Below are 24,378 nucleotides of genomic sequence, written 5' to 3' on the forward strand. Positions count from 1 at the left end.
GGGGGTGAACGAATGGCTAAAGTGAGAGTATATGAATACGCAAAAGCCATAGATGTTTCAAGTAAAGATATTATAGCAGCGCTTAAGGATATGAACGTGGAAGTGAACAACCACATGGCGACGCTTGAAGACGACACTGTGAAAAAGCTAGACGCTATCTATAAAAAAGCCAAAGCAAAAGAGACAACTAACGAGAAACCCGCAGAACAAAAAAAACAATCATCTAACAAAAACAATGATAGAAAGAAGAATGACGTGCAGAATAATCAATTTAATAAAAACAAAAAAAACAACAACCAAAATAAAAACAAAAATAAACGTGGTGGAAATAACAAACCGCAGCATCAGCAAGCTAGACCTGTGAAGCCTAAAAAAGAGCTTCCTGAAAAAATTGAATTTACAAATTCAATGACCGTCGGCCAGCTGGCTGATGAGCTTGGAAAAGAAACAGCTGAAATCATCAAAAAGCTGATGATGCTTGGTGTCATGGCAACGATCAACCAAGAACTTGACAAAGATACAGTTGAATTAATCGCTTCTGAATATGGTGTTCCAGTAGAGGAAGTCATTATTTTAGAAGAAACTGAACTTGAAAAGTATGAAGTTGAAGATAAAGAAGAAGATATGCAAGTACGCCCTCCAGTTGTAACGATCATGGGACACGTTGACCACGGGAAAACAACTCTTCTTGACAGCATTCGTAAGACAAAAGTCGTCGAAGGCGAAGCAGGTGGAATTACGCAGCATATCGGTGCATACCAAATCGAAGAAAACGGCAAAAAAATTACGTTCCTTGATACACCTGGACACGCAGCATTTACAACGATGCGTGCACGTGGTGCCGAAGTAACCGATACGACAATTCTGGTTGTTGCAGCAGATGATGGTGTCATGCCGCAAACAATTGAAGCGATTAACCATGCGAAAGCGGCAGAAGTGCCAATCATTGTCGCTGTCAATAAAATTGACAAACCAACAGCAAACCCTGACCGCGTGATGCAGGAATTAACTGAGCATGGTCTTGTACCAGAAGCTTGGGGCGGGGAAACGATCTTCGTGCCACTATCTGCAAAAACAGGTGAAGGCATTGACGAATTGATCGAAATGATCCTTCTTGTCAGCGAAGTAGCAGAATTGAAAGCCAACCCAAATCGTGCGGCAAAAGGGACTGTTATCGAGGCTGAGCTTGATAAAGGAAGAGGTTCTGTTGCAACCCTTCTTGTTCAAACAGGTACCCTTCAAGTAGGTGACCCAATCGTTGTCGGAAATACATTTGGCCGTGTACGTGCAATGGTCAATGATATCGGCCGCCGCGTGAAAACAGCAGGACCATCTACACCTGTTGAAATCACTGGTTTAAACGATGTACCGAATGCAGGGGATCAGTTCCTCGTATTCAAAGATGAAAAAACAGCTCGTCAAGTTGGTGAGGCGCGTGCTTCTAAACAGCTGGACGAACAGCGTTCAGACAAAGCAAAATTATCTCTAGACGACCTATTTGAGCAAATCAAACAAGGTGACGTAAAAGATATCAACTTGATCGTGAAAGCAGACGTACAAGGCTCTGCTGAAGCATTAACGGCAGCTCTACAAAAAATTGAAGTCGAAGGCGTAAAAGTGAAAATCATCCATACGGGTGTTGGAGCGATTACAGAATCAGACATCATTTTAGCAAGTGCTTCTAATGCCATCGTAATCGGCTTTAACGTACGCCCTGATGGAAATGCGAAGAGCACAGCTGAAACAGAAAACGTAGATATCCGCTTGCACCGCATTATCTATAAAGTCATCGATGAAATTGAAGCTGCGATGAAAGGGATGCTTGACCCTGAATATGAAGAAAAAGTCATCGGTCAAGTTGAAGTTCGTCAAACGTTTAAAGTATCTAAAATCGGTACAATTGCTGGCGGCTATGTGACTGAAGGAACGATTACAAGAGATAGCGGAATCCGCTTAATCCGTGACGGCGTCGTTATTTTCGAAGGCGAAGTTGACGTATTAAAACGATTTAAAGATGATGTGAAAGAAGTTTCACAAGGCTATGAATGTGGTATTACCATTAAGAAATACAATGATATCCGTGAAGGTGATGTTATGGAATCATTCGTTATGCAAGAAATCGAAAGAAAATGATCGGTTATACCGAATGTGAGTGCATGATCTATGATGCATCCTCACTGAAGGAAAAACGTGCGGTTCTTCAGCGTATATTGACAAGAACGCGTCATAAATTCAATGTAACCATTGCTGAAATGGATTACCAGGATACATGGCAGCGTACATCAATTGGAATCGCCGTGATTTCCTCATCTCGGGTTCAAGTGGAAAAGGAACTTCAGCGTGTATTAAGCTTTATCGATTCTTTTCCAGAAATTGAACGAACGATCACGAAAACTGAGTGGTTTTAATTAGAGGTGATAAGATCATGAGTATGAGAGCAACCCGTGTGGGTGAGCAAATGAAAAAAGAATTGGGCGACATTCTAGGCAGAAAGCTAAAAGATCCAAGAATCGGCTTTTTGACTGTAACCGATGTCGAAGTATCCGGTGATTTGCAAATTGCCAAAGTCTACATTTCTGTTCTTGGCGACGAGAAGAAAAGAGAGGAAACCTTAAAAGGCCTTGCAAAGGCTAAAGGGTACATCCGCTCTGAAATTGGCAATCGAATCAGACTTCGCAAAACACCAGAACTTCATTTTGAATTCGACGAATCCGTAGATTACGGAAACAGAATTGAAAGCCTGATTGCTGAATTAAACACAAAAGATCAAGAATAAGACGTTGAAATAAGGATAGGCGATGATCGTCTGTCCTTTTTCATCGTTTATGAAAGGAGAGAACGCAGATGATAAATGGTGTTCTTTTATTACATAAAGAAAGAGGTATGACCTCCCACGACTGTGTGTTTAAGGTAAGAAAAATTTTGCACACAAAAAAAGTCGGACATACAGGCACCCTCGACCCAGAGGTTTCAGGTGTTCTGCCTATTTGTATCGGAAGAGCAACGAAGATTGTAGAATACTTAACAGATAAATCGAAAACATATGATGCAGAAATCACGATTGGTTTTTCTACAACAACAGAAGACCAAACAGGTGAGATCGTAGAAGAAAAAAAAGTGGAAAAACCGATCTCAGAAAAAGACATTGATGCGGCGCTGAAGCAGTTTGAAGGAACCATTGAACAAATTCCTCCCATGTTTTCTGCTGTGAAAATTGGCGGGAAAAAGCTCTATGAATATGCTAGAGAAGGCATTGAAATTGAGCGTCCGGCCCGTGAAATTACTATTCATCGTATCGAGCGGACTACACCTGTCACATATGAGGATGGCAGCGTGTCATTTAGATTCACCGTACTATGCTCAAAGGGAACATATGTGAGAACATTAGCGGTTGATATCGGGAAGAAACTAGGGTTTCCAGCCCACATGTCACACCTCATTCGCACAGGGTCTGGTGATTTTACACTTGATGAATGTATCACGCTGGATGAGCTGCGAGAGATAAGCGAGGAAGGAACTGTAGATGAGCACCTTGTTCCGATCGAGCGTGCGCTCAATCATTTGCCGAAATGGGAGATAAATGATACATTAGCAAGTAAAGTGGAAAACGGTGCAGTCCTGCCAATGCCTGATGAATTTGCTCATTTCGCAGAGGAGGATCGTGTCGCTGTTTTTGCTCCTTCAGGTCGTTGTCTGGCGATATATATGAAGCACCCGACCAAACCGAACCTGATGAAGCCGGCGAAGATCTTATCTCAGGACAAGCAATCTTAAAGAAAAGGTGACATCTCGTGAAGACTATACATATTTCACACCCACATACATTGAATCAAAAGGATCAAGTCCCGTCTGTCATGGCTTTAGGGTACTTTGACGGTGTTCACCTCGGGCATCAAAAAGTCATTGATGAAGCAAGAAGCATTGCGAAAAAAGAAGGATTGGCCTTAGCGGTCATGACCTTTCATCCGCATCCATCACATGTTTTGCAAAAGGCACGGGAACCAAAAGACTTAATTACACCGCTTGAGGATAAAATTGATTTTATCAAGCAGCTGGGCGCTGACTATTTATACATCGTACAATTCAGTGAGAGCTTTGCAGCTCTATCTCCTCAAGAGTTTGTGGATCAATATTTGGATGAATTGAATGTGAAGCACGCAGTAGCGGGGTTTGATTTTACGTTTGGCCGTTTTGGTGCAGGCACAATGGAAACGTTTGATGAATATGGAAAAGGCCGTATCACGGCAACCATCGTCCCTAAGCTGTCCAATCAAGACCGAAAAGTCAGCTCCACTCTCATCCGTTCCGCATTAAAAAATGGGGATGTTGAATATGTGAGCGAGCTTCTAGGAAAACCTTATCAGCTTCGCGGCATTGTCATCCATGGAGACAAACGCGGACGGACGATCGGGTTTCCGACAGCTAATGTCGGCTTATCTGCTGAATACATTATTCCGCCAACAGGGGTATATGCTGTAAGAGCAGAAGTGAAAGGCAAAGTATATGACGGCGTTTGTAATGTTGGGTATAAACCAACGTTTTATGAAAAGCGACCTGATCAGCCTGCCATTGAAGTAAACCTCTTTGATTTTAACGAAGAAATATATGGCCAGCCGATTAAATTACAATGGTTCAAGCGCATACGCAGTGAACGTAAATTTAACGGAATTCAGGAGCTGACGGCTCAAATTAGTCAAGATAAAGAAGAAGCGATTCAGTTTTTTCAAGATCAACACAAGCAAACAAAAAAAATATAGAAAAACTGCTCTACCATTTGCAAATTCAGCATATTTTTAGTATGATAATTCCTGTAGCTTTAAAACCACTTACTTGGCAGGCCGACTTCACCGACGGTTGCGAGGTAGATGGGGCTAACATGATTTGGAGGTGAAACAGGATGGCAATTACTCAAGAGCGTAAAACGCAATTAATTAATGAGTTCAAAACACACGAATCTGATACTGGATCTCCAGAAGTTCAGATCGCTGTCCTAACAGAATCAATTAACAACTTGAACGAGCATTTACGTACTCATAAGAAAGATCACCACTCACGTCGCGGTCTTTTGAAAATGGTAGGTAGACGTCGTAATCTTCTTACGTATCTACGTAATAAAGACGTAACTCGTTACCGTGAGTTAATTAACAAACTAGGCTTACGTCGATAATCGTAAAAAGCGGGAGGATTCCCGCTTTTTTATCGTATAATCACTAATATTTTATGGTTAAAATGTTGAAAGAATGGCAAAAACCCTTCTACATACAGCTTTCACATTGATATGTGAAAATCATTTTGTTCATAATAAGAACTAACTAAAACTTTACGATAAGAGAGGAGTTTATCTCAGAATGGGACAAGAGAAACATGTCTTCACCATAGACTGGGCTGGACGTCAACTGACAGTTGAAACTGGCCAGCTTGCAAAGCAAGCAAACGGAGCGGTCCTCGTACGCTACGGAGATACAGCTGTGCTTAGCTCAGCAACAGCTTCTAAAGAACCAAAACCACTTGATTTCTTCCCGCTCACTGTGAACTACGAAGAAAGACTATACGCAGTAGGTAAAATTCCTGGCGGCTTCATTAAAAGAGAAGGCCGTCCAAGTGAAAAGGCGATCCTTGCAAGCCGCTTAATTGACAGACCAATTCGTCCGCTGTTTGCAGATGGATTTAGAAACGAAGTACAAGTCATTAGTATCGTCATGAGTGTGGATCAAGATTGCTCATCTGAAATGGCTGCAATGTTTGGCTCATCTTTAGCTTTATGTGTGTCTGACATTCCATTTGAGGGACCAATCGCCGGCGTTACAGTAGGACGAGTGGATGGAAAGCTCATCATTAACCCAAATGTGGAGCAGCTTGAACAAAGTGACATCAATCTTGTGGTTGCTGGAACAAAAGATGCGATCAACATGGTAGAAGCTGGTGCTGATGAAGTACCGGAAGAAACAATGCTTGAAGCGATCATGTACGGTCACCAAGAAATCAAACGCTTAATCGAATTCCAAGAAGAAATTGTGAAGGCAGTCGGTAAAGAAAAAATCGATATTCCTTTATATGAAGTAGATCAAACGTTAGCAGACGAAGTAAAAGCCCTTGCTGAAGCAGACCTGCTGAAAGCGATTCAAGTACATGAGAAGCATGCGCGTGAGGATGCAATTAGTGCTGTGAAAAAAGCTGTAGTTGAGAAGTTTGAAGCAGAAGAACGTGACGAAGCAACGATTAAACAAGCGAAAGATGTATTAAACAAGCTTGTCAAAAACGAAGTTCGCCGTCTGATCACTGAAGAGAAAGTACGTCCAGATGGACGCGGTGTAGATCAAATCCGCCCACTTTCTTCAGAAGTAGGACTCCTGCCAAGAACGCACGGTTCAGGCTTATTTACAAGAGGACAAACACAGGCGCTTAGTATTTGTACATTAGGTGCACTTGGCGATGTGCAAATTCTTGATGGTCTAGGTGTTGAAGAATCAAAACGCTTCATGCACCATTACAACTTCCCGCAGTTCAGTGTTGGTGAGACAGGTCCAATGCGCGGTCCAGGCCGCCGTGAGATCGGACATGGCGCACTAGGTGAACGTGCACTAGAACCAGTCATTCCATCCGAAAAAGATTTCCCTTATACGGTTCGCCTTGTTTCAGAGGTATTAGAATCAAACGGGTCTACTTCACAAGCAAGTATTTGCGCAAGCACACTTGCGATGATGGATGCGGGTGTTCCAATTAAAGCACCAGTTGCAGGGATTGCAATGGGACTTGTGAAATCAGGGGAATACTACACAGTGCTGACAGACATTCAAGGAATGGAAGATGCACTTGGAGATATGGACTTTAAAGTTGCAGGTACATCAAAAGGTGTCACAGCACTTCAAATGGACATCAAAATCGATGGTCTATCAAAAGACATCTTAGAAGAAGCTCTTCAACAAGCGAAAAAAGGAAGAATGGAAATCCTAGACAGCATGCTGTCAACGATTCCTGCTTCTAGAGGAGAATTGTCTCGTTATGCACCAAAAATCTTAACGATGACAATCAATCCGGATAAAATTCGCGATGTCATTGGACCAAGCGGTAAACAAATCAATAAAATCATTGAAGATACCGGTGTAAAAATCGATATTGAACAAGATGGTACAATCTTTATTTCTTCTACAGAAGAAGATATGAACCAAAAAGCGAAGAAAATCATTGAAGATCTTGTGAGAGAAGTTGAAGTAGGACAGCTTTACCTAGGTAAAGTCAAACGCATTGAAAAATTCGGTGCCTTCCTTGAAATCTTCAGCGGAAAAGATGGACTTGTTCATATTTCTGAGCTTGCGCTTGAGCGTGTGGGCAAAGTAGAAGATGTTGTGAAACTTGGCGATGAATTACTTGTCAAGGTCACTGAAATCGATAAACAAGGCCGTGTGAACCTCTCTCGGAAAGCTGTTTTACGTGAAGAAAAGGAAAAAGAAGAAAAGCAGTCTTAATGAGATCAAATAAAATGTGTTAGAAGCCAGGTATCCGTGCCAGGCTTCTTTCTTTTCTTGCGCTAACAATAGTTCTAGCTTGTTTCTCCCCATCATAATTTGTGGTAAAGGGGAGGGACAACCATTGAAAAAAACGTTACCATTCATTGTGTTTGTATTTTTACTGCTCGTGTCATATCAAACGATGAAGCAGCCGGCTGCTGTTACATATATTGAATCAATGAAAGAGCATGCCGAGGTAGCATCTGTTTCAAAAGATATTTTATATCAGGAGATTGAATCGAAGTCTTCTGACTATGAAGTAAAGGCGCAAAATGCTAAGATTGATAAAGTGTGGAAAAAGATACCTGGCTTAAATGGACAGACAGTTGATATCGATGCTTCTTATGAAAAAATGAAGAAACAAGGGTCATTCGATGAAAAGCTGCTTGTTTTGAATGAAACAAAACCATCTATTCATTTACATGAACTTGGTGCTGAGCCCATTTATAAAGGCCATCCAGATAAAAAAATGAATGCATTCCTCATCAACGTAGCTTGGGGTGACGAGCATTTAATCAACATGTTAAAGACGCTGGAAAAGCATCAAGTCAAGGCGACCTTTTTCTTAGAAGGCAAATGGGTGAAAAAAAGCACAGAGCTTGCTAAAAAAATCGTGGCAGATGGTCATGAAATTGGAAATCATTCATACAATCACCCAGATATGCGCACACTGACAAGAGAACGAGCATTAGAGCAGATAACGAAAACAAATCGCCAAATTGAAGAATCCCTTGGGAAGAAACCAAAATGGTTTGCGCCTCCAAGCGGCAGCTTTAAAGAAGAAACAGTTAAGCTTGCCAAACAAGAAGGCATGGAAACCATTATGTGGACAGTAGACACCATCGACTGGCAAAAGCCATCACCGGCTATTTTACAAAAGCGGGTGCTTGGGAAAATTCACAATGGGGCGATGATATTAATGCATCCAACAGATGCAACGGCCAAAAGTCTTGACGCACTTATCACTCAAATCAAGGAAAGAGGATATGAATTAGGGACGGTTTCTGACCTCCTAAGTGAAAAAAGACATCCGTGATGCGATCTGTTTGTTGAATAGGAGGAGCAAAACTTGGTCAAAACGTATACTTGCCAAAACGGAGTAAGAATTGTACTCGAAAACAATCCCACTGTAAGGTCTGTCGCAATTGGCGTCTGGATTGGAACAGGCTCTAGACATGAGACACCTGAAATTAATGGAATCTCACACTTTTTAGAGCATATGTTCTTTAAAGGGACAAAGACAAGATCTGCACGTGATATCGCAGAATCCTTTGACCGCATTGGTGGTCAAGTGAATGCCTTTACATCAAAAGAATATACTTGCTACTATGCAAAGGTGCTTGATTCACATGCTGGCTACGCCCTCGATGTATTAAGCGACATGTTCTTTCACTCTGCTTTTGATGAAGAAGAGCTGAAAAAAGAAAAAAATGTGGTGTATGAAGAAATTAAAATGTATGAGGATACACCTGATGACATCGTTCATGATTTATTAAGCAAAGCCATTTATGGTGAACATTCATTAGGATATCCGATTTTAGGAACAGAGGAAACACTTTCTACCTTTAACGGAGACTCACTTAGAAAATATATGGATGAATTCTACACGCCGGACCGCGTTGTGATCTCTGTTGCAGGGAACGTAGATGAAACCTTTATTCGTGAGGTTGAAAAGCTATTCGGCTCTTATGAAGGAAAAGGGAAAAAGCAGCCTGTAGAAGCCCCAGCATTTCATTATGACAAGCTCACACGCAAAAAGGAAACGGAACAAGCGCACCTATGTCTGGGCTTTAATGGCCTTCCAGCGGGAGATAAAGGCATCTATGACTTAATCGTCTTAAATAATGTTCTTGGCGGAAGCATGAGCAGCCGATTATTCCAAGATGTAAGAGAGGACAAAGGACTTGCTTATTCCGTCTTCAGCTATCATAGTTCATTTGCAGATAATGGAATGCTGACGATTTATGGCGGAACTGGGGCGAAGCAGCTAAACCTGCTCTCTGAGACCATCTTACAAACATTAGACGTCTTAAAGCGTGAGGGAATCACGCAGAAAGAACTAGAGAACTCTAAAGAGCAAATGAAAGGCAACCTTATGCTGAGCCTTGAAAGCACAAACAGCAAAATGAGCCGAAACGGTAAAAACGAACTGCTCCTTGGCAAACATCGGACACTCGATGAAATTATTGACGAAATCAACAGCGTCACATTAGACGGCGTGAATAACTTATCTAAACGCATCTTTACAGAAGATTACGCGCTCTCGCTTATTAGTCCGACGGGTGATCAGCCATCATAATGTAAACAACACGGCAGATTCAAAAAAAGTCTGCCGTTTTTATTGTAGGTAAAGAAGAAAGGGGTTCTGCTTTCATGGAACTTGAAAAACTGAAACAGCTTTCTCCACTTCTGACACAATCTATTTCCTTCCAACGAATGACATCTGGTTTTTCGGGAGATCGTACCTTTTTGGTTACAATATCATCTAGTGAAAAGCTGGTGCTTAAGTTATCGGACATTCAAACGTATTCCCGCTTTAAAAGAAAAGCATCAGTTCAGCGGAAATTTAAAGATCGAGGGATTCTTTGTTCTGAAGTGATTGAGATTGGAATAAGTGCTGAACTAAACTGTACCTATCGTATTTTCTCCTATATTGAAGGCGAGATTGGTAGAGATTCCATCCATCTACTCACGAATGAAGAGCAGTATGAGATCGGGAGGCGGGCAGGCAGAGAGCTAAGTTTGATGCATACATGTCATGCACCTTCTCATGTTCGTCCATGGGATGAGAAAGTCATGGCAAAACATGAACGGTATGTACATGCTTATCAATCAAGTGGCTTGTCGTTTCCCAATGATCAGTTTGTATTAGATTTTATCAAGTCGCATGCTGATGAGGTAAAAGAGAGACCTAACCAGTTCCAGCATGATGATTTTCATTTAGGGAATATTATCATACAAGGTAATCAGTATGCCGGTGTGATTGATTTCGATCAATCCGACTGGGGAGATCCGGTTCATGATTTTTATAAATTGTCCTTATTTAGTCGAGAAAGCAGCATTCCGTTTTCAGCTGGACAATTGGATCAATACGTGAGTAAGCAGTCCACAAATAATTTTTGGCTTCTTTTTTCCATCTATACAGCAATGAGCTGCTTTTCCTCTATTGTCTGGACACTTTCCTATGATCCGGGACATGTAAAAGACATGTTGAACCGAGTGGAGAGAATGCTGACAGATCATAATTGCTTTCATCAACTTAAGCCTGTTTGGTATACCAACTCGCATCACATAACTTGAAAAGAGCAGGACGGTCTATTTCTTCCTTTTGATGCATATATGATACGGAAGGGAAGTGATGCGATTTTGAGGCTGAGTGAACTGTCAGGAAAAGAGATCGTCGATATTAAAAGAGCGGAGCGGCTTGGCGTGCTTGGACAAACCGACCTTGAAATCAATGAACAGGACGGTCAAATTACAGCACTCATTATACCTTCCGTGAAGTGGTTTGGCTTTCGAAAACAAGGAAATGACATCCGCGTCCCGTGGAATCACATTCAAAAAATAGGATCAGATATGATCATTCTCGATGTGCCTGAAGAACTTCAGCCGCACGGAGAAAAAGAGCACCCACAATAACGGGTGCTCTCAGCGTGTAGACAAACCCTCGCATTCTTTGTCAGGTCTGCGCTCCGGTGCTCACGAATGCTAAATTCGCTCCACTCCGGTGCTCGTCCTTCCTAGACTTCAAAGGTTTTCTATCACGCTGAATAGAAGACAAAGGGCTAAAAGAAAACCCTTTTAGCCCTTTGTCAACAATCTAAGAGCACCCACATGGGTGCTCTTTTTCTTTTCTCTCTCTGATTCGTTCACAGGCTGAATCCTCTCCTCATATGCTGAAAGGGAGATTCAGAAAATATTACAGACTTTTTTAAATAAAGAAGGTGAACGGTCAGTATGTTGAGCGGTTTAACGGTTGCGGTGATCGGGGGAGATGCAAGGCAGCTTGAAATTATTCGCAAGTTGTCACAGCAGCATGCCAAAGTGTTTTTGGTCGGATTTGATCAGCTGGATCATGGATTTATCGGTGCTGAAAAGCTGAAAATGTCTGAACTTCCATTCGAACAAGTAGACAGTATGATCCTGCCAGTATCAGGAGCAACGGATGAAGGCGCTGTTGCTACAGTTTTTTCAAACGAGCAGGTCTTGCTGGAAGCCAAATATTTAGAAAGAACCCCTGCCCATTGTACCTTGTACTCAGGTATTTCAAATACGTACTTAGACAATCTGGCAAAGCAGGTGAACCGGAAGCTTGTGAAGCTGTTTGAGCGAGATGATATTGCCATATATAACTCTATTCCAACAGTTGAAGGGATTATCATGATGGCCATTCAGCAAACGGACTATACGATTCACGGGTCACATGTCGCTGTTCTCGGACTTGGAAGAACAGGACTCACGATTGCCCGCACATTTCGGGCACTAGGGGCAGACGTAAAAGTAGGGGCGGCAGACACGGCACATTTAGCGAGGGCCTTTGAGATGGGGCTTGATCCATTTTCAATGGACCGGTTAAAAGAAGAAGTAACGGACGTTGATATTATCATCAATACCATTCCAAGTCTTGTATTAGATTCATCTGTCATCGTCAGTATGACACCAAAGACACTCATTTTGGATATCGCCTCCCGCCCGGGCGGAACAGACTTTGACTTTGCACAAAAGCACGGAGTAAAGGCACTTCTTGCACCAGGACTCCCGGGGATTGTTGCACCTAAGACAGCAGGACAAATCATTGCAAAAGTGCTTTCCGGGCTTTTATGTGAACTTGCGGAGGAAAAAAGGGGGATGGAATCATGACAACATTAAAAGGGAAAAGAATCGGCTTTGGTTTAACAGGTTCCCACTGTACGTATGAAGCCGTTTTTCCGCAAATCGAAGCGCTTGTAAAAGAAGGGGCAGAGGTGCGTCCAGTAGTGTCGTACACGGTGCAGAGCACGAATACGAGATTTGGAGAGGGAGCCGAGTGGATCGAGCGGATTGAGAAGCTGACTGGATTTCAAGCGATTGACTCAATCGTGAAAGCAGAGCCGCTCGGACCTAAGCTGCCGCTTGATTGTATGGTCATTGCTCCTTTAACTGGAAACTCAATGGCGAAATTTGCAAATGCCATGACAGACAGTCCTGTTTTAATGGCTGCTAAAGCGACCATTCGAAATCATCGACCTGTTGTTTTAGGTATCTCAACAAACGATGCGTTAGGCTTAAATGGTACAAATCTGATGAGGCTGATGTCGACAAAGAATATTTTCTTTATTCCGTTTGGCCAAGATGATCCATTCAAAAAACCGACCTCTATGGTCGCAAATATGGATCTGCTATCTCAAACAGTAGAAGAGGCACTCCAGCATAGACAAATTCAGCCGATTTTAATTGGACCAAACGAATAATAGATTCACTAGAAAATCATGAAAGATTCAAAAAAGATGCTTCAAGCCTTGCTTTTCTATGGTAAAATAAAATGTAAAAAGTCATAGGATGGCCATCCGAAAGAAAAGAATCATGGATGGGTCGGAAGGAGTTTTACTGATGGGAAGAGGATTGCATGTAGCTGTAGTTGGAGCGACTGGAGCTGTCGGTCAACAAATGTTAAAAACACTAGCTGACAGAGATTTTGAAATGGATACACTTACTCTACTATCCTCAAAACGTTCTGCTGGAACAAAAGTGACATTCAGAGGTCAAGAGTACACTGTTCAGGAAGCAACACCTGAAAGCTTTGAAGGAGTAAACATTGCATTATTCAGTGCTGGAGGAAATGTTTCTAAAGCGCTGGCTCCTGAAGCAGTCAAACGAGGTGCGATTGTTGTTGACAACACTAGTGCTTTTCGTATGGACGAAAACATCCCTCTTGTCGTACCAGAGGTAAACGAAAAAGATTTGCATGATCATCAAGGGATCATTGCGAACCCTAACTGTTCAACGATTCAAATGGTAGCGGCATTAGAACCGCTTCGTCAGGCGTATGGAATGAAAAAAGTCATTGTCTCTACGTATCAAGCAGTATCAGGTGCGGGACATGAAGCCATTGACGAACTATACAGCCAATCACAAGCCATTTTAAATAAAGAAGATGTAAAACCAGAAGTCATGCCTTATCAAATTGCATTTAATGCGATTCCGCAAATTGATAAATTCCAAGACAATGGTTATACATTCGAAGAAATGAAAATGATTAACGAAACGAAAAAAATCATGCATATGCCAGAGCTGGAAGTAGCGGCAACATGTGTGAGACTTCCAATTGAAACGGGACATTCAGAATCTGTCTACGTCGAACTAGAATCAAATGATGCAACAGTCGAAGACCTCAAATCAATTCTAAAAGATGCACCAGGAATTACGCTGCAAGATGATCCGTCTCAGCAAATTTATCCAATGCCTGCAGATGCTGTTGGGAAAAACGACGTATTTGTCGGCCGCATTCGGAAAGATTTGGACCGTCCAAACGGGTTCCATATGTGGATTGTATCTGATAACCTGCTTAAAGGTGCTGCATGGAACTCAGTTCAAATTGCAGAAAGCTTAAAAGCATTAAAATTAGTTTAACATTTAATGGATGTTGAGGACGAACAGAAGAGAGTTAGGCATCTTTCGCCTGCTCTCTTCTGTTACGTCAGAATGAACTTGGAGTGAAAACAGTGAAAATAATTGTCCAAAAATTTGGCGGTACATCTGTCAAAGATGATCAAGGTAGAAAAAGGGCACTTGCACATATCTTATCTGCAAAAGAGAAAGGCTATAAGTCGGTTGTCGTCGTTTCTGCAATGGGACGAAAAGGCGATCCCTATGCGACAGATACGCTGCTTGGTCTGCTTTACGGCAGCGCGCAGCATATGACAAATCGAGAAAAGGATTTGCTTGTTTCCTGCGGAGAGAATATCTCAGCTGTTGTGTTTTCAAGTATGCTGAATGAAAACGGTCTAAAGGCTGTAGCGATGACTGGAGCTCAGGCGGGCTTTGTAACAGATAAGGAGCATACAAGTGCGAAAATTATTGACATGAAGTGCGAACGTCTGGAGGCAGCACTTTCTGAACATGATGTTGTTGTTGTTGCTGGATTCCAGGGAGCCGCGAAAAATGGAGACGTGACAACAATCGGACGAGGTGGCAGTGATACGTCCGCCGCTGCTTTAGGCGCTGCATTGCAGGCAGACTTTATTGATATTTTTACAGATGTAGAAGGCGTTATGACAGCAGATCCCCGTATTGTTGAAAATGCAAAACCGCTGAGAGTCGTGACATATACGGAAATTTGCAACCTCGCATATCAAGGGGCAAAAGTCATTCACCCGAGAGCTGTCGAAATTGCGATGCAAGCAAAAGTACCAATGAGGGTCCGTTCAACATACTCTGATGATGAGGGCACACTCGTTACATCACACTACTCAGATAAAATGAGCCATGATGTGTACGACCGCCTCATTACGGGTATTGCACATGTCAATGATGTGACGCAAATCAAAGTTCCAGCAAAAGAAGGTCAGTACAGCGTACAAACAGAGGTCTTCAAAGCAATGGCAAACGCACAAATCAGTGTCGACTTCTTCAACATCACACCGAGTGAAATTGTGTATACAGTAACAGGTGCAATGACTGAAAAGGCAACGTCGATCCTAAAAGATCTTGGCTATACGCCAATTGTGACAACAAATTGTGCGAAAGTATCAGCTGTTGGCGCAGGTATTATGGGTGTACCAGGTGTCACATCTAAAATTGTATCGGCTCTATCCGAGCAAAACATTCCGATTTTACAATCAGCTGACAGTCATACGACCATTTGGGTGTTAGTGAACGAAGAAAACATGAGAGCGGCCGTCAATGCCCTGCATGAAGTGTTTGAACTTTCAAGATAAATGTGATTGAATCATGATGAGGTGAAAAAAATGAATTTCGGAAATATCGCAACAGCTATGATTACACCTTTTGATAAAAAGGGCAACATTGATTTCCAAAAGCTATCAATTCTCATTGATTATTTATTAAAAAACGGCAGTGACTCCTTAGTCGTTGCAGGGACAACAGGCGAATCGCCAACTTTATCGAATGAAGAAAAAGTCGCTCTTTTTCAGCAATCGGTCAAATTAGCAAATGGTCGTTGTAAAATCATTGCAGGAACAGGCAGTAATAATACAAATGCGTCTATCAAACTAACGAAAAAAGCAGAAGAAGCGGGCGTTGATGCAGTGATGCTTGTCGTACCTTATTACAACAAGCCATCACAGGAAGGCATGTATGCACACTTTAAAGCCATTGCCGAGTCTACATCTCTTCCTGTCATGCTTTACAATGTACCAGGAAGAACGGTCGCTTCATTAGCACCAGAAACAACGATTAAGCTTGCGCAAATACCTAACATTGTTGCCATCAAAGAAGCAAGCGGCGATCTTGATGCCATGACAAAAATCATTGCTGAGACGCCAGAAGATTTCGATGTATATTCAGGGGACGACAGCTTAACACTTCCGGCTGTATCTGTTGGTGCAAAAGGAGTTGTCTCTGTTGCGTCTCATATCGTAGGGCTTGATATGCAGCAAATGCTGAAAAGCTATGCTTCAGGCCAAACAGCGAATGCAGCATTGATCCATCAAAAGCTGCTTCCAATCATGAAACAGCTTTTCTCAGCGCCAAATCCAACGCCTGTCAAAACAGCTCTTCAGCTGAAAGGACTAGACGTCGGATCTGTTCGTCTTCCGCTTTTGCCTTTGTCAGAAGAAGAGAGACTGGATTTAAGCAGCGTTTTAAACAGCTGATCAAAACAAAAGATTTCGTAAGCGGTCATTCTCAGATGTCCCTGAGTATGACCGTTTTTTATACATAAACACTTTCTTAAAATGTGACTTCATCTTGTTTTCTAAAATTAGATTCAGTTATAATAGCATTAAGCGATGATGGACGGGCTTGAGACTAGGAGGATAAGAATTTTGAAAAAGAAAAATACAGAGAACGTAAGAATTATTGCACTCGGAGGCGTTGGAGAAATCGGAAAAAACCTATATGTCATTGAGATTGACTCTGACATATATGTAGTAGATGCAGGTTTAATGCATCCAGAAAATGAAATGCTGGGCATTGACGTCGTCATTCCTGATATCTCTTACTTAACAGAACGTGCTGATCGGGTGAAAGCAATTTTTCTTACCCACGGACATGATGAAGCAATCGGAGGCGTATTCCATTGCTTGAGCAAATTGTCTGTACCAGTCTACGGAACGAAGCTGACCCTTGCGTTACTTCGAGAAAAATTAAAGCAGTATGGCTTCAATCAAAAAGCTGATTTGCGTGAGGTACATGCAAAATCAGTCATTACTTTTGAAACAACAAAAGTATCATTCTTTAGAACGAATCACAGTATCCCTGATTCAGTTGGGATCAGCTTCAAAACCTCTCTTGGTTCAATCGTATGCACAGGTGATTTTAAATTTGATCAAACCCCAGCGCTTAACCAAGCCTGTGACATCGGAGAGATTGCGAAAATTGGAAACAATGGCGTTTTAGCACTACTTTCAGACAGTGCAAATGCTGAAAAACCAGGCTATACACCTTCTGAGGCGCTCGTCCAAGACGAAATCTCAAATGCGATGTACAATGCTGAAAATCGTGTGATTGTTGCTGTGTCTTCATCTAATATTAACCGCGTGCAGCAGATCATTAATGCAACCAATCAAAATGGCCGTAAGCTTGCCGTTGCAGGGAAGAATATGATGACAACCCTTCAGCTGGCGATCAAGCTTGGTTATGTGACAGCAGACGAAGAATTATTTGTACCCGTTCAAGAAGTGAAGAAAATGGCGAAAAACGATGTGGTCATCCTGACTGCTGGAAGCCACGGAGAGCCGCTTGCTGCTTTAACAAAAATGGCAAAGCAAAATCACAAACAGCTTCATATTGAAAAAGATGACACTGTTGTGATTGCATCTACACCACTCCCTGGACAAGAACTCACATACTCTAAAACAGTGGATTTCCTCACAAGAAGCGGAGCACAAGTCATTTTTGCACAAAAACGTGTGCATGTATCTGGACATGGCTGCCAAGAAGAGTTAAAGCTGATGCTGAACTTACTAAAACCGAAGTATTTAATTCCGGTGAATGGCGAATATCGTATGCAAAAAGCACATTCTCGTATTGCCGAAGAAGTAGGTATGAAACGCAGCGACATTTTCTTGATTGATAAAGGAGATGTGGTTGAGTTTAGAGGACAGAACGTCAAAATCGGTGAAAAAGTTCACCAAGGGAACATTTTAATCGATGGTCTTGGCGTTGGTGATATCGGAAACATCGTGCTACGCGATAGACGCCTGTTGTCTCAAGACGGCATCTTGATCGTTGTCATTACGCTCGATAAACAAAAGAAACAATTAATTTCTGGACCTGAAATCATCACAAGAGGATTTGTCTATGTAAGAGAATCTGAAGAGCTGATTGTGAAAGCAACAGAAATGGTCAAAGGGATTGTCAAAGAGCAAACGGAAAACTCAATTGTTGAATGGTCCACATTGAAACAATCCATGCGCGATGTACTCAATCAATTCCTTTATGAAAAAACAAAACGTAAGCCGATGATCATTCCAATTATTATGGAAGTGTGATGAGAAAAGCCCAAAGAGTATAAGCTCTTTGGGCTTTAGATTATTGACAAAGTGCTAAAATGAACTTTATTTTAGCACTTTGTCTTCTTTTTAGCGTGATAGAAAACCTTTGCAGTCTAGAAAGGACGAGCACCGGAGCGGAGCGAATTTGACATTCGTGAGCACCGAAGCGCAGGACTGACAACGAATGCGAGGGTTTGTCTACACGCTAAGCCCAAGGAGCATAAGCTCTTTGGGCTTTTTTGATGTAGCGTGAGGAATACGGATGGAATATGGGCTATTTGTTCATAATAGGAGAAGAGTTTGAGGAAAGGATGGAGACAAATGGACGAAAAGAATGAACAGCAGCCTGAGCGAAAGCCAGAAGAAAAAGATAGCATTATGAGCAAAATACAGCAGCTTGGTGAAACAGCCGTTCCGCAGCTGCCGCAAGATACAAATATCCATTGCCTCACCATTATTGGACAAATTGAAGGCCATATGCAGCTTCCACCGCAAAATAAAACAACCAAATACGAACATGTCATTCCACAAATCGTAGCCGTTGAACAAAACCCTAAAATAGAAGGTCTTCTGATCATCTTAAATACAGTAGGAGGAGATGTTGAAGCGGGACTCGCAATTGCAGAAATGCTTGCTTCTTTATCAAAACCAACTGTCTCGATTGTGCTTGGCGGCGGCCACTCTATAGGTGTCCCGATTGCTGTATCGTGTGACTATTCGTATATTGCAGAAACAGCTACGATGACCATTCATCCTGTGCGTTTAACAGGTCTTGTCATTGGTGTTCCGCAAACCTTTGAATACTTAGATAAAATGCAGGAAAGAGTCATTAACTTTGTCACAAGCCACTCCAACATTACAGAAGAGAAGTTTAAAGAGCTCATGTTCTCAAAAGGCAATTTGACAAGAGACATCGGAACAAATGTCGTTGGTCATGAGGCAGCGGAATACGGACTCATGAATGAAGTCGGCGGTGTAGGACAAGCGATTAAAAAGTTGAATGAACTTATCGGAGACAGGGCATCTCAAAACGAGGGGCTGATCCAATGATTTTATATACGCCTATGCCATATGAAGCCATTTACGCTGAGGAACAGGGAGAACGTAAACTCCAGCAGGTAAACATTCAAGGTGTGCCAGTGATGGTTGAAATGAAAGAAGATGAAGCAGAAATCGTTCAAGTCATGAGCACCAATCCTATGGATTTTCTCAATCAAGAGCTTGCACCAGGCAAGCGATTGAAGTTACATTTAGGCACCAATCAAACCGACTCATATGAATGATTCTATGCTATAATAAAGGGAAAACTTACAACAAGATGCAGCCAAAACCAGGCTGCTTTCTTTCTGATCTTTCGGTAGGTTATATTTTCTTTCGTAGTAAGGTGATGAGTATGGCTAAAAAGAGAAAACGGAAAACGAGAAAAAAACAAAATAAACAGCTAAAACTGAAATATGAATTAAATGGGTTAGTCTGTATTGCCATAGCGATCATTGCCATTTTACAGCTGGGCGTTGTTGGACAAACCTTTGTACATTTATTCCGATTCTTTGCAGGTGAATGGTTTATTCTCTGCCTTATCGGATTATTTCTTTTTGGTGTGACGATTTTCTGGAAAAAACAAATCCCAGATATTTTGACAAGAAGAAAAGCAGGTCTCTACTGCATCATTGCGAGTATCTTGCTTTTGTCACATGTGAAGCTTTTCCAGCATCTTTCATCTGCTGGCGTCATTGGCTCTCAAAGTGTAATTAGAAATACATTTGAGCTTTTCTTGATGGATATGAAAGGCGAAACAGGGTCACCTGATTTAGGAGGCGGCATGATCGGAGCTGTATTGTTTGCTGCTTCTTATTTCTTATTTGCGCAAGCAGGCTCGCAAATCATGGCGATTGTTCTAATGCTGATTGGAATTGTTCTGATTACAAACCGATCCCTGCAGGAAATGGTGAAAAAAGTGACGATTCCTGTATCACAATTTATGGTGAAGCAGTGGAAGGCGTTTGTTGAAGATATGAAAGGAATCAGGCAGGCGAAAAAGAGCGCGTCCTCTCAGAAAACAGGTGAAAAGAAAAAACGTTCACGCATTCAAGAACAGGACGAGGATGATCTGATCTTGATCGAAGAGGAAACGCCGTCTTCTGAGAATAGCCAGCCGATTATTTCAAGCTTTGCAGACAGGGATGACATTCTCACCCCGCCCGTTCAAAAGAAGCAGGCTGCAAAAGAGACAGAGCCTCTTCAAGAGTCTGTGCAAAGTGCACCAGTTCAATCTGATACAGCTGATGAACCTAAAGAGGCGCCGCCGATGACATTTACAGAACTTGAAAACAAAGATTACGAATTGCCATCACTTGATATTTTGGCAGAGCCCCAGCATTCAGGTCAGCAAACAGATAAGAAAAATATATATGAAAATGCAAGAAAGCTTGAAAAAACATTTCAAAGCTTTGGTGTGAAAGCAAAAGTCACACAGGTTCATTTAGGTCCAGCTGTGACCAAATATGAAGTATATCCAGATGTTGGCGTGAAGGTCAGCAAAATCGTCAATCTAAGTGATGATTTAGCCCTCGCCCTTGCAGCAAAGGACATTCGAATTGAGGCGCCGATTCCTGGTAAATCAGCCATCGGGATTGAAGTTCCGAATGCAGAAATCGCTATGGTTTCATTAAAAGAGGTATTAGAATCGAAGCAAAATGACCGTCCAAATGCTAAGCTCCTTATTGGCTTAGGCCGCAATATCTCGGGTGAAGCCGTGCTTGCTGAAATGAACAAAATGCCGCATTTACTTGTAGCAGGTTCGACTGGAAGCGGAAAAAGTGTGTGTATCAATGGCATTATCACAAGTATTCTCATGAGAGCGAAGCCTCATGAAGTGAAAATGATGATGATTGATCCAAAAATGGTTGAATTAAATGTGTATAACGGCATTCCGCACCTTTTGGCACCTGTCGTAACAGACCCTAAGAAAGCTTCTCAAGCACTTAAAAAAGTAGTCAGCGAAATGGAACGCCGCTATGAATTGTTTTCTCATACGGGGACAAGAAATATTGAAGGATACAATGATTACATTAAACGAATGAATCAAACAGAAGATGCCAAACAGCCAGAGCTTCCTTATATTGTTGTCATTGTAGACGAGCTTGCAGATTTAATGATGGTGGCTTCCTCTGATGTGGAAGATTCCATTACAAGACTTTCTCAAATGGCTCGTGCTGCGGGAATTCATTTGATTATCGCTACACAAAGACCTTCTGTTGATGTTATTACTGGTGTCATTAAAGCCAACATCCCGTCCCGCATTGCCTTTAGCGTATCCTCCCAAACAGATTCAAGGACGATCCTTGATATGGGGGGTGCAGAAAAGCTGCTGGGCAGAGGGGACATGCTGTTTTTACCTGTTGGTGCAAACAAGCCGGTTCGTGTGCAAGGCGCCTTTTTATCAGATGAAGAAGTGGAACATGTTGTTGATCATGTGATCACACAGCAAAAAGCACAATACCAAGAGGAAATGATTCCAAGCGAAGAAACGCAGGATCAGCTTGCAGCTGTGGAAGATGATCTATATGATGAAGCAGTTGAACTGATTATCGGCATGCAGACGGCTTCTGTCTCTATGCTGCAAAGAAGGTTCCGCATCGGTTATACCCGGGCAGCACGTCTCATTGACGCAATGGAAGAACGAGGCGTTGTAGGCCCATATGAAGGAAGTAAACCAAGAGAGGTTCTTCTCTCAAAAGAACAATATGACGAGCTCTCTTCATAAGTTGAAGAGAGCTTTCCTGAAAAATAGTAAACGATAGTATGATTATGTTAACTGGATGTCAGACTATTTATTTATTTGCAAAAACATGATATAGTTATGTTCAACTTATCTCGGAATAGAGATTTCTCATCTTATCATTTGCATTGATTAGACGGAGGGAAAACATGTCGACCAAAACAGACAATCGCCATTTATATTTGAAAGTGATTGACCGTATTAAAGAAGATATTCAAACAGGTGTATATGCCGAAAAAGAAAAGCTGCCTTCTGAGTTTGAGCTCTCAAAGCTTTTAGGTGTGAGCAGAGCGACACTGCGTGAAGCCCTTCGTATATTAGAAGAAGAAAAGTATTTAATAAGAAGGCATGGTGTGGGGACTTTCGTCAACTCAAGACCACTTTTTTCGACAGGCATAGAACAGCTGACAAGTGTCACGAAAATGATTGAGCAGGTCAATATGACGCCTGGTACCATCTTTCTATCCTCGCAAGAAGGGGAGCCAACAGAGAATGATGTCATTCGTTTTCAGTGTGATGAATCTGATGGGATTTTTTCAATGGAACGCGTTCGAACGGCAGATGGACAGCCAGTTGTTTATTGTTTAGATAAAATTCCAGTCAAACACCTTCCTGCTTCTTTTACACATGAAGAAGAGTCTCTTTTTGAGCTGTTTGGAAGAGAGCCGCACAGCGGGATTAAATATGCGGTTGCGGACATTGAACCAATTGGCTACCACGATCAGGTCTCACCGATTCTAGATTGTGACCCTGAAACGGCGTTATTATTACTGAAACAAATGCACTATGATCAGGATGATCAGCCGGTCTTATACTCCCTCAATTATTTTCGAGCGGATAAATTCAGCTTTCATGTCATACGCAAACGATTTTAAAAAGCAGTCGCTTCCATAGGCGGCTGCTTTTTGTTTGCCCATACATAATACTCGTCAAACTTGCCACACTAATACGTAACAGTATATAGAATTGGGTGAATGATGTTGGGCGAGAAAACAGTCAGTAAAAAGAATATCATTGCGTTATCATCAGTCCCTCTAATCATGACACTAGGGAACTCGATGTTAATACCTGTATTGCCAGAGATAGAAAAGAAACTCTCGATCACTTCCTTTCAAGTCTCTCTCATTATTACGGTATATTCGGTTGTAGCAATCTTATGTATTCCAATCGCCGGTTATTTATCAGACCGGATTGGGCGGAAAAAGGTACTGCTGCCGTGTCTTTTAATCGCCGGACTTGGAGGGGCTGTGGCAGCAGTCGCCTCAACAATCATGAAAGAACCGTATATGTGGATCCTTCTTGGCAGGGTCCTTCAAGGTGTCGGTTCAGCTGGAGCGGCACCTGTTGTTATGCCATTTATAGGAGATTTGTTTCATGATGATGAAGAGGTCAGTGCGGGACTTGGCGCCATTGAAACCTCTAACACAGCGGGAAAGGTCCTAAGCCCGATTATTGGGGCATTTCTTGCTTCATGGTTTTGGTATGTGCCGTTTTGGTTCATTCCGTTCTTTTCGGCCATCAGCTTTCTCATGGTACTGTTCATGGTAGAGTCGGCGAAAAAAGAGGAGGACCCGCCTACATTTAAAGAGTTTTTAAAAGCAACAAAGACCATTTTTAAGCATGAGGGACGCTGGCTTTATGCCATTTTTGCTATTGGCGGTTTTATTATGTTTCTTCTTTTTGGTGTGCTTTTTTACTTATCCGATAATCTAGAGGCAGCTTATCAAATAAAAGGTGTCAAAAAAGGGTTTCTGCTGAGTATTCCGCTCCTTTTTCTATCAATCAGTTCCTTCGTTGCTGGAAAAACGATTGGAAAAGAAAAAGGCAAAATGAGAATCTTTTTAATCGCAGGTATGGCTTTGTTATCACTTTCTTATATTTTTTTATGGTGGAATCACAGCTTTTACGTATTGTTTATCTGTTTAAGCATTGGCGGTGTTGGTATCGGTATTGTGCTGCCTGCACTTGATGCGCTGATTACAGAAGGAATTGAAAAAGAACAATGCGGTACCATTACGTCATTTTATAGCAGTATGCGTTTTATCGGTGTTGCTTTAGGGCCTCCGATTTTTGCCTATCTTATGGATAAAGGGGACTCCATTGTTTTTATTCTCTCGACCATTTGCAGTCTCATTTCACTATTTTTGGTCCTCTTTTTCATCCAGCCAGATGAAGAGGATGAGAGCGAACAATTGAAAACAGTTTAAATATAGAAAAAAGACGGCATTTTGCCATCTTTTTTCTTTTTTATAAATTGACATGTAAAATTTTGATAGTTAAACTAATGTATAGTAATATCTTTTAAATTATCCCAAATTGGAGGTGTTCAAAAACATTCATTTTCTGTCTTTCTTTAGGCAGAAATTGAGCACGCGTGCTGATGATGGAGATGTGTTTCTTCAACACGTAAGGACAATTGAATAGGTCATCCTGC

22 protein-coding genes are annotated in these 24,378 nt (G+C 41.8%); all 22 read left to right on the plus strand.

All coding sequences use genetic code 11. From position 1 onward, the window contains the following. Nucleotides 1-12: 12 nt before the first annotated feature. The 22 genes from infB (at nucleotide 13) to QR42_RS08150 (ending at nucleotide 24,151) form a co-directional block, all read left to right on the plus strand. A complete protein-coding gene (gene infB / locus QR42_RS08045) occupies nucleotides 13-2,133 on the plus strand; it encodes a translation initiation factor IF-2 (protein WP_039178650.1) in 2,121 nt (706 codons plus the stop codon). Further along, complete coding sequence (locus tag QR42_RS08050) at nucleotides 2,130-2,408, plus strand: DUF503 domain-containing protein (protein ID WP_024424137.1); 279 nt, start codon at nucleotides 2,130-2,132, stop codon at nucleotides 2,406-2,408. The genes infB and QR42_RS08050 overlap by 4 nt, the downstream gene beginning before the upstream one ends. 17 nt (nucleotides 2,409-2,425) lie before the next feature. After that, nucleotides 2,426-2,776 (plus strand): 30S ribosome-binding factor RbfA, encoded by a 351-nt coding sequence (rbfA, locus tag QR42_RS08055; protein ID WP_039178653.1) that lies wholly within the window; start codon nucleotides 2,426-2,428, stop codon nucleotides 2,774-2,776. Nucleotides 2,777-2,844: 68 nt separating this feature from the next. Beyond that, the gene (gene truB, locus QR42_RS08060) at nucleotides 2,845-3,774 is read left to right on the plus strand and encodes a tRNA pseudouridine(55) synthase TruB (RefSeq protein ID WP_039178656.1); all 930 of its coding nucleotides are present in this window, start codon (nucleotides 2,845-2,847) and stop codon (nucleotides 3,772-3,774) included. 17 nt (nucleotides 3,775-3,791) lie between these two features. Then, entirely contained in the window at nucleotides 3,792-4,757 is a 966-nt protein-coding gene (ribF, locus tag QR42_RS08065; RefSeq protein WP_039178659.1) for a bifunctional riboflavin kinase/FAD synthetase, read from the plus strand. Between the two features lie 140 nt (nucleotides 4,758-4,897). Continuing rightward, nucleotides 4,898-5,167: a 30S ribosomal protein S15 gene (gene rpsO, locus QR42_RS08070; RefSeq protein WP_008354438.1), complete on the plus strand. Its 270-nt coding sequence runs from the start codon at nucleotides 4,898-4,900 to the stop codon at nucleotides 5,165-5,167. A 181-nt stretch (nucleotides 5,168-5,348) separates the two neighbouring features. Then, entirely contained in the window at nucleotides 5,349-7,466 is a 2,118-nt protein-coding gene (gene pnp / locus QR42_RS08075; protein ID WP_024424134.1) for a polyribonucleotide nucleotidyltransferase, read from the plus strand. Nucleotides 7,467-7,590: 124 nt separating this feature from the next. Beyond that, complete coding sequence (locus QR42_RS08080; protein ID WP_039178663.1) at nucleotides 7,591-8,544, plus strand: polysaccharide deacetylase family protein; 954 nt, start codon at nucleotides 7,591-7,593, stop codon at nucleotides 8,542-8,544. 33 nt (nucleotides 8,545-8,577) lie between these two features. Continuing rightward, the gene (locus tag QR42_RS08085) at nucleotides 8,578-9,807 is read left to right on the plus strand and encodes a M16 family metallopeptidase (protein WP_039178666.1); all 1,230 of its coding nucleotides are present in this window, start codon (nucleotides 8,578-8,580) and stop codon (nucleotides 9,805-9,807) included. 74 nt (nucleotides 9,808-9,881) lie between these two features. Then, complete coding sequence (locus QR42_RS08090; protein ID WP_039178670.1) at nucleotides 9,882-10,808, plus strand: aminoglycoside phosphotransferase family protein; 927 nt, start codon at nucleotides 9,882-9,884, stop codon at nucleotides 10,806-10,808. Nucleotides 10,809-10,874: 66 nt separating this feature from the next. After that, nucleotides 10,875-11,147, plus strand: a complete 273-nt coding sequence (locus tag QR42_RS08095) for a YlmC/YmxH family sporulation protein (RefSeq protein ID WP_024424130.1) — start codon at nucleotides 10,875-10,877, stop codon at nucleotides 11,145-11,147. A gap of 318 nt (nucleotides 11,148-11,465) precedes the next feature. Next, nucleotides 11,466-12,368 (plus strand): dipicolinic acid synthetase subunit A, encoded by a 903-nt coding sequence (dpaA, locus tag QR42_RS08100; protein ID WP_039178673.1) that lies wholly within the window; start codon nucleotides 11,466-11,468, stop codon nucleotides 12,366-12,368. Continuing rightward, the gene (dpaB, locus tag QR42_RS08105; RefSeq protein ID WP_039178677.1) at nucleotides 12,365-12,958 is read left to right on the plus strand and encodes a dipicolinate synthase subunit B; all 594 of its coding nucleotides are present in this window, start codon (nucleotides 12,365-12,367) and stop codon (nucleotides 12,956-12,958) included. Before dpaA ends, dpaB begins: the two co-directional genes overlap by 4 nt. A gap of 139 nt (nucleotides 12,959-13,097) precedes the next feature. Then, entirely contained in the window at nucleotides 13,098-14,117 is a 1,020-nt protein-coding gene (gene asd, locus QR42_RS08110) for an aspartate-semialdehyde dehydrogenase (RefSeq protein WP_024424127.1), read from the plus strand. A gap of 92 nt (nucleotides 14,118-14,209) precedes the next feature. Then, nucleotides 14,210-15,424, plus strand: a complete 1,215-nt coding sequence (gene dapG / locus QR42_RS08115) for an aspartate kinase (RefSeq protein ID WP_034662253.1) — start codon at nucleotides 14,210-14,212, stop codon at nucleotides 15,422-15,424. A 30-nt stretch (nucleotides 15,425-15,454) separates the two neighbouring features. Then, the gene (gene dapA / locus QR42_RS08120) at nucleotides 15,455-16,321 is read left to right on the plus strand and encodes a 4-hydroxy-tetrahydrodipicolinate synthase (RefSeq protein ID WP_039178685.1); all 867 of its coding nucleotides are present in this window, start codon (nucleotides 15,455-15,457) and stop codon (nucleotides 16,319-16,321) included. Nucleotides 16,322-16,492: 171 nt separating this feature from the next. Then, on the plus strand, nucleotides 16,493-18,160 hold the full coding sequence (rnjB, locus tag QR42_RS08125) for a ribonuclease J2 (RefSeq protein WP_012010007.1): 1,668 nt from the start codon (nucleotides 16,493-16,495) through the stop codon (nucleotides 18,158-18,160). A gap of 324 nt (nucleotides 18,161-18,484) precedes the next feature. Continuing rightward, nucleotides 18,485-19,213, plus strand: coding sequence for a ClpP family protease (locus tag QR42_RS08130; RefSeq protein ID WP_024424124.1), 729 nt, complete (start codon nucleotides 18,485-18,487; stop codon nucleotides 19,211-19,213). Continuing rightward, entirely contained in the window at nucleotides 19,210-19,446 is a 237-nt protein-coding gene (locus QR42_RS08135; RefSeq protein ID WP_008344712.1) for a YlzJ-like family protein, read from the plus strand. The genes QR42_RS08130 and QR42_RS08135 overlap by 4 nt, the downstream gene beginning before the upstream one ends. Nucleotides 19,447-19,556: 110 nt before the next feature. Then, nucleotides 19,557-21,929 (plus strand): FtsK/SpoIIIE family DNA translocase, encoded by a 2,373-nt coding sequence (locus QR42_RS08140; protein WP_039178690.1) that lies wholly within the window; start codon nucleotides 19,557-19,559, stop codon nucleotides 21,927-21,929. Nucleotides 21,930-22,093: 164 nt separating this feature from the next. After that, nucleotides 22,094-22,819, plus strand: a complete 726-nt coding sequence (locus QR42_RS08145; RefSeq protein ID WP_039178693.1) for a GntR family transcriptional regulator — start codon at nucleotides 22,094-22,096, stop codon at nucleotides 22,817-22,819. A 102-nt stretch (nucleotides 22,820-22,921) separates the two neighbouring features. Further along, on the plus strand, nucleotides 22,922-24,151 hold the full coding sequence (locus QR42_RS08150) for a bacillibactin exporter BcbE (protein WP_039183112.1): 1,230 nt from the start codon (nucleotides 22,922-22,924) through the stop codon (nucleotides 24,149-24,151). The last annotated feature ends 227 nt before the right edge of the window (nucleotides 24,152-24,378 follow it).

Origin of the sequence: Bacillus sp. WP8 (assembly GCF_000800825.1) — a bacterium.
Lineage (GTDB): Bacteria > Bacillota > Bacilli > Bacillales > Bacillaceae > Bacillus > Bacillus safensis.

Bases quoted from the DNA above. Each gene is read 5' to 3' on its own strand.
- infB (WP_039178650.1), top strand. From the start codon at position 13: ATGGCTAAAGTGAGAGTATATGAATACGCAAAAGCCATAGATGTTTCA.
- QR42_RS08050 (WP_024424137.1), top strand. From the start codon at position 2,130: ATGATCGGTTATACCGAATGTGAGTGCATGATCTATGATGCATCCTCA.
- rbfA (WP_039178653.1), top strand. From the start codon at position 2,426: ATGAGTATGAGAGCAACCCGTGTGGGTGAGCAAATGAAAAAAGAATTG.
- truB (WP_039178656.1), top strand. From the start codon at position 2,845: ATGATAAATGGTGTTCTTTTATTACATAAAGAAAGAGGTATGACCTCC.
- rpsO (WP_008354438.1), top strand. From the start codon at position 4,898: ATGGCAATTACTCAAGAGCGTAAAACGCAATTAATTAATGAGTTCAAA.
- pnp (WP_024424134.1), top strand. From the start codon at position 5,349: ATGGGACAAGAGAAACATGTCTTCACCATAGACTGGGCTGGACGTCAA.
- QR42_RS08090 (WP_039178670.1), top strand. From the start codon at position 9,882: ATGGAACTTGAAAAACTGAAACAGCTTTCTCCACTTCTGACACAATCT.
- dpaA (WP_039178673.1), top strand. From the start codon at position 11,466: ATGTTGAGCGGTTTAACGGTTGCGGTGATCGGGGGAGATGCAAGGCAG.
- dpaB (WP_039178677.1), top strand. From the start codon at position 12,365: ATGACAACATTAAAAGGGAAAAGAATCGGCTTTGGTTTAACAGGTTCC.
- asd (WP_024424127.1), top strand. From the start codon at position 13,098: ATGGGAAGAGGATTGCATGTAGCTGTAGTTGGAGCGACTGGAGCTGTC.
- dapA (WP_039178685.1), top strand. From the start codon at position 15,455: ATGAATTTCGGAAATATCGCAACAGCTATGATTACACCTTTTGATAAA.
- QR42_RS08130 (WP_024424124.1), top strand. From the start codon at position 18,485: ATGGACGAAAAGAATGAACAGCAGCCTGAGCGAAAGCCAGAAGAAAAA.
- QR42_RS08135 (WP_008344712.1), top strand. From the start codon at position 19,210: ATGATTTTATATACGCCTATGCCATATGAAGCCATTTACGCTGAGGAA.
- QR42_RS08140 (WP_039178690.1), top strand. From the start codon at position 19,557: ATGGCTAAAAAGAGAAAACGGAAAACGAGAAAAAAACAAAATAAACAG.
- QR42_RS08145 (WP_039178693.1), top strand. From the start codon at position 22,094: ATGTCGACCAAAACAGACAATCGCCATTTATATTTGAAAGTGATTGAC.
- QR42_RS08150 (WP_039183112.1), top strand. From the start codon at position 22,922: ATGTTGGGCGAGAAAACAGTCAGTAAAAAGAATATCATTGCGTTATCA.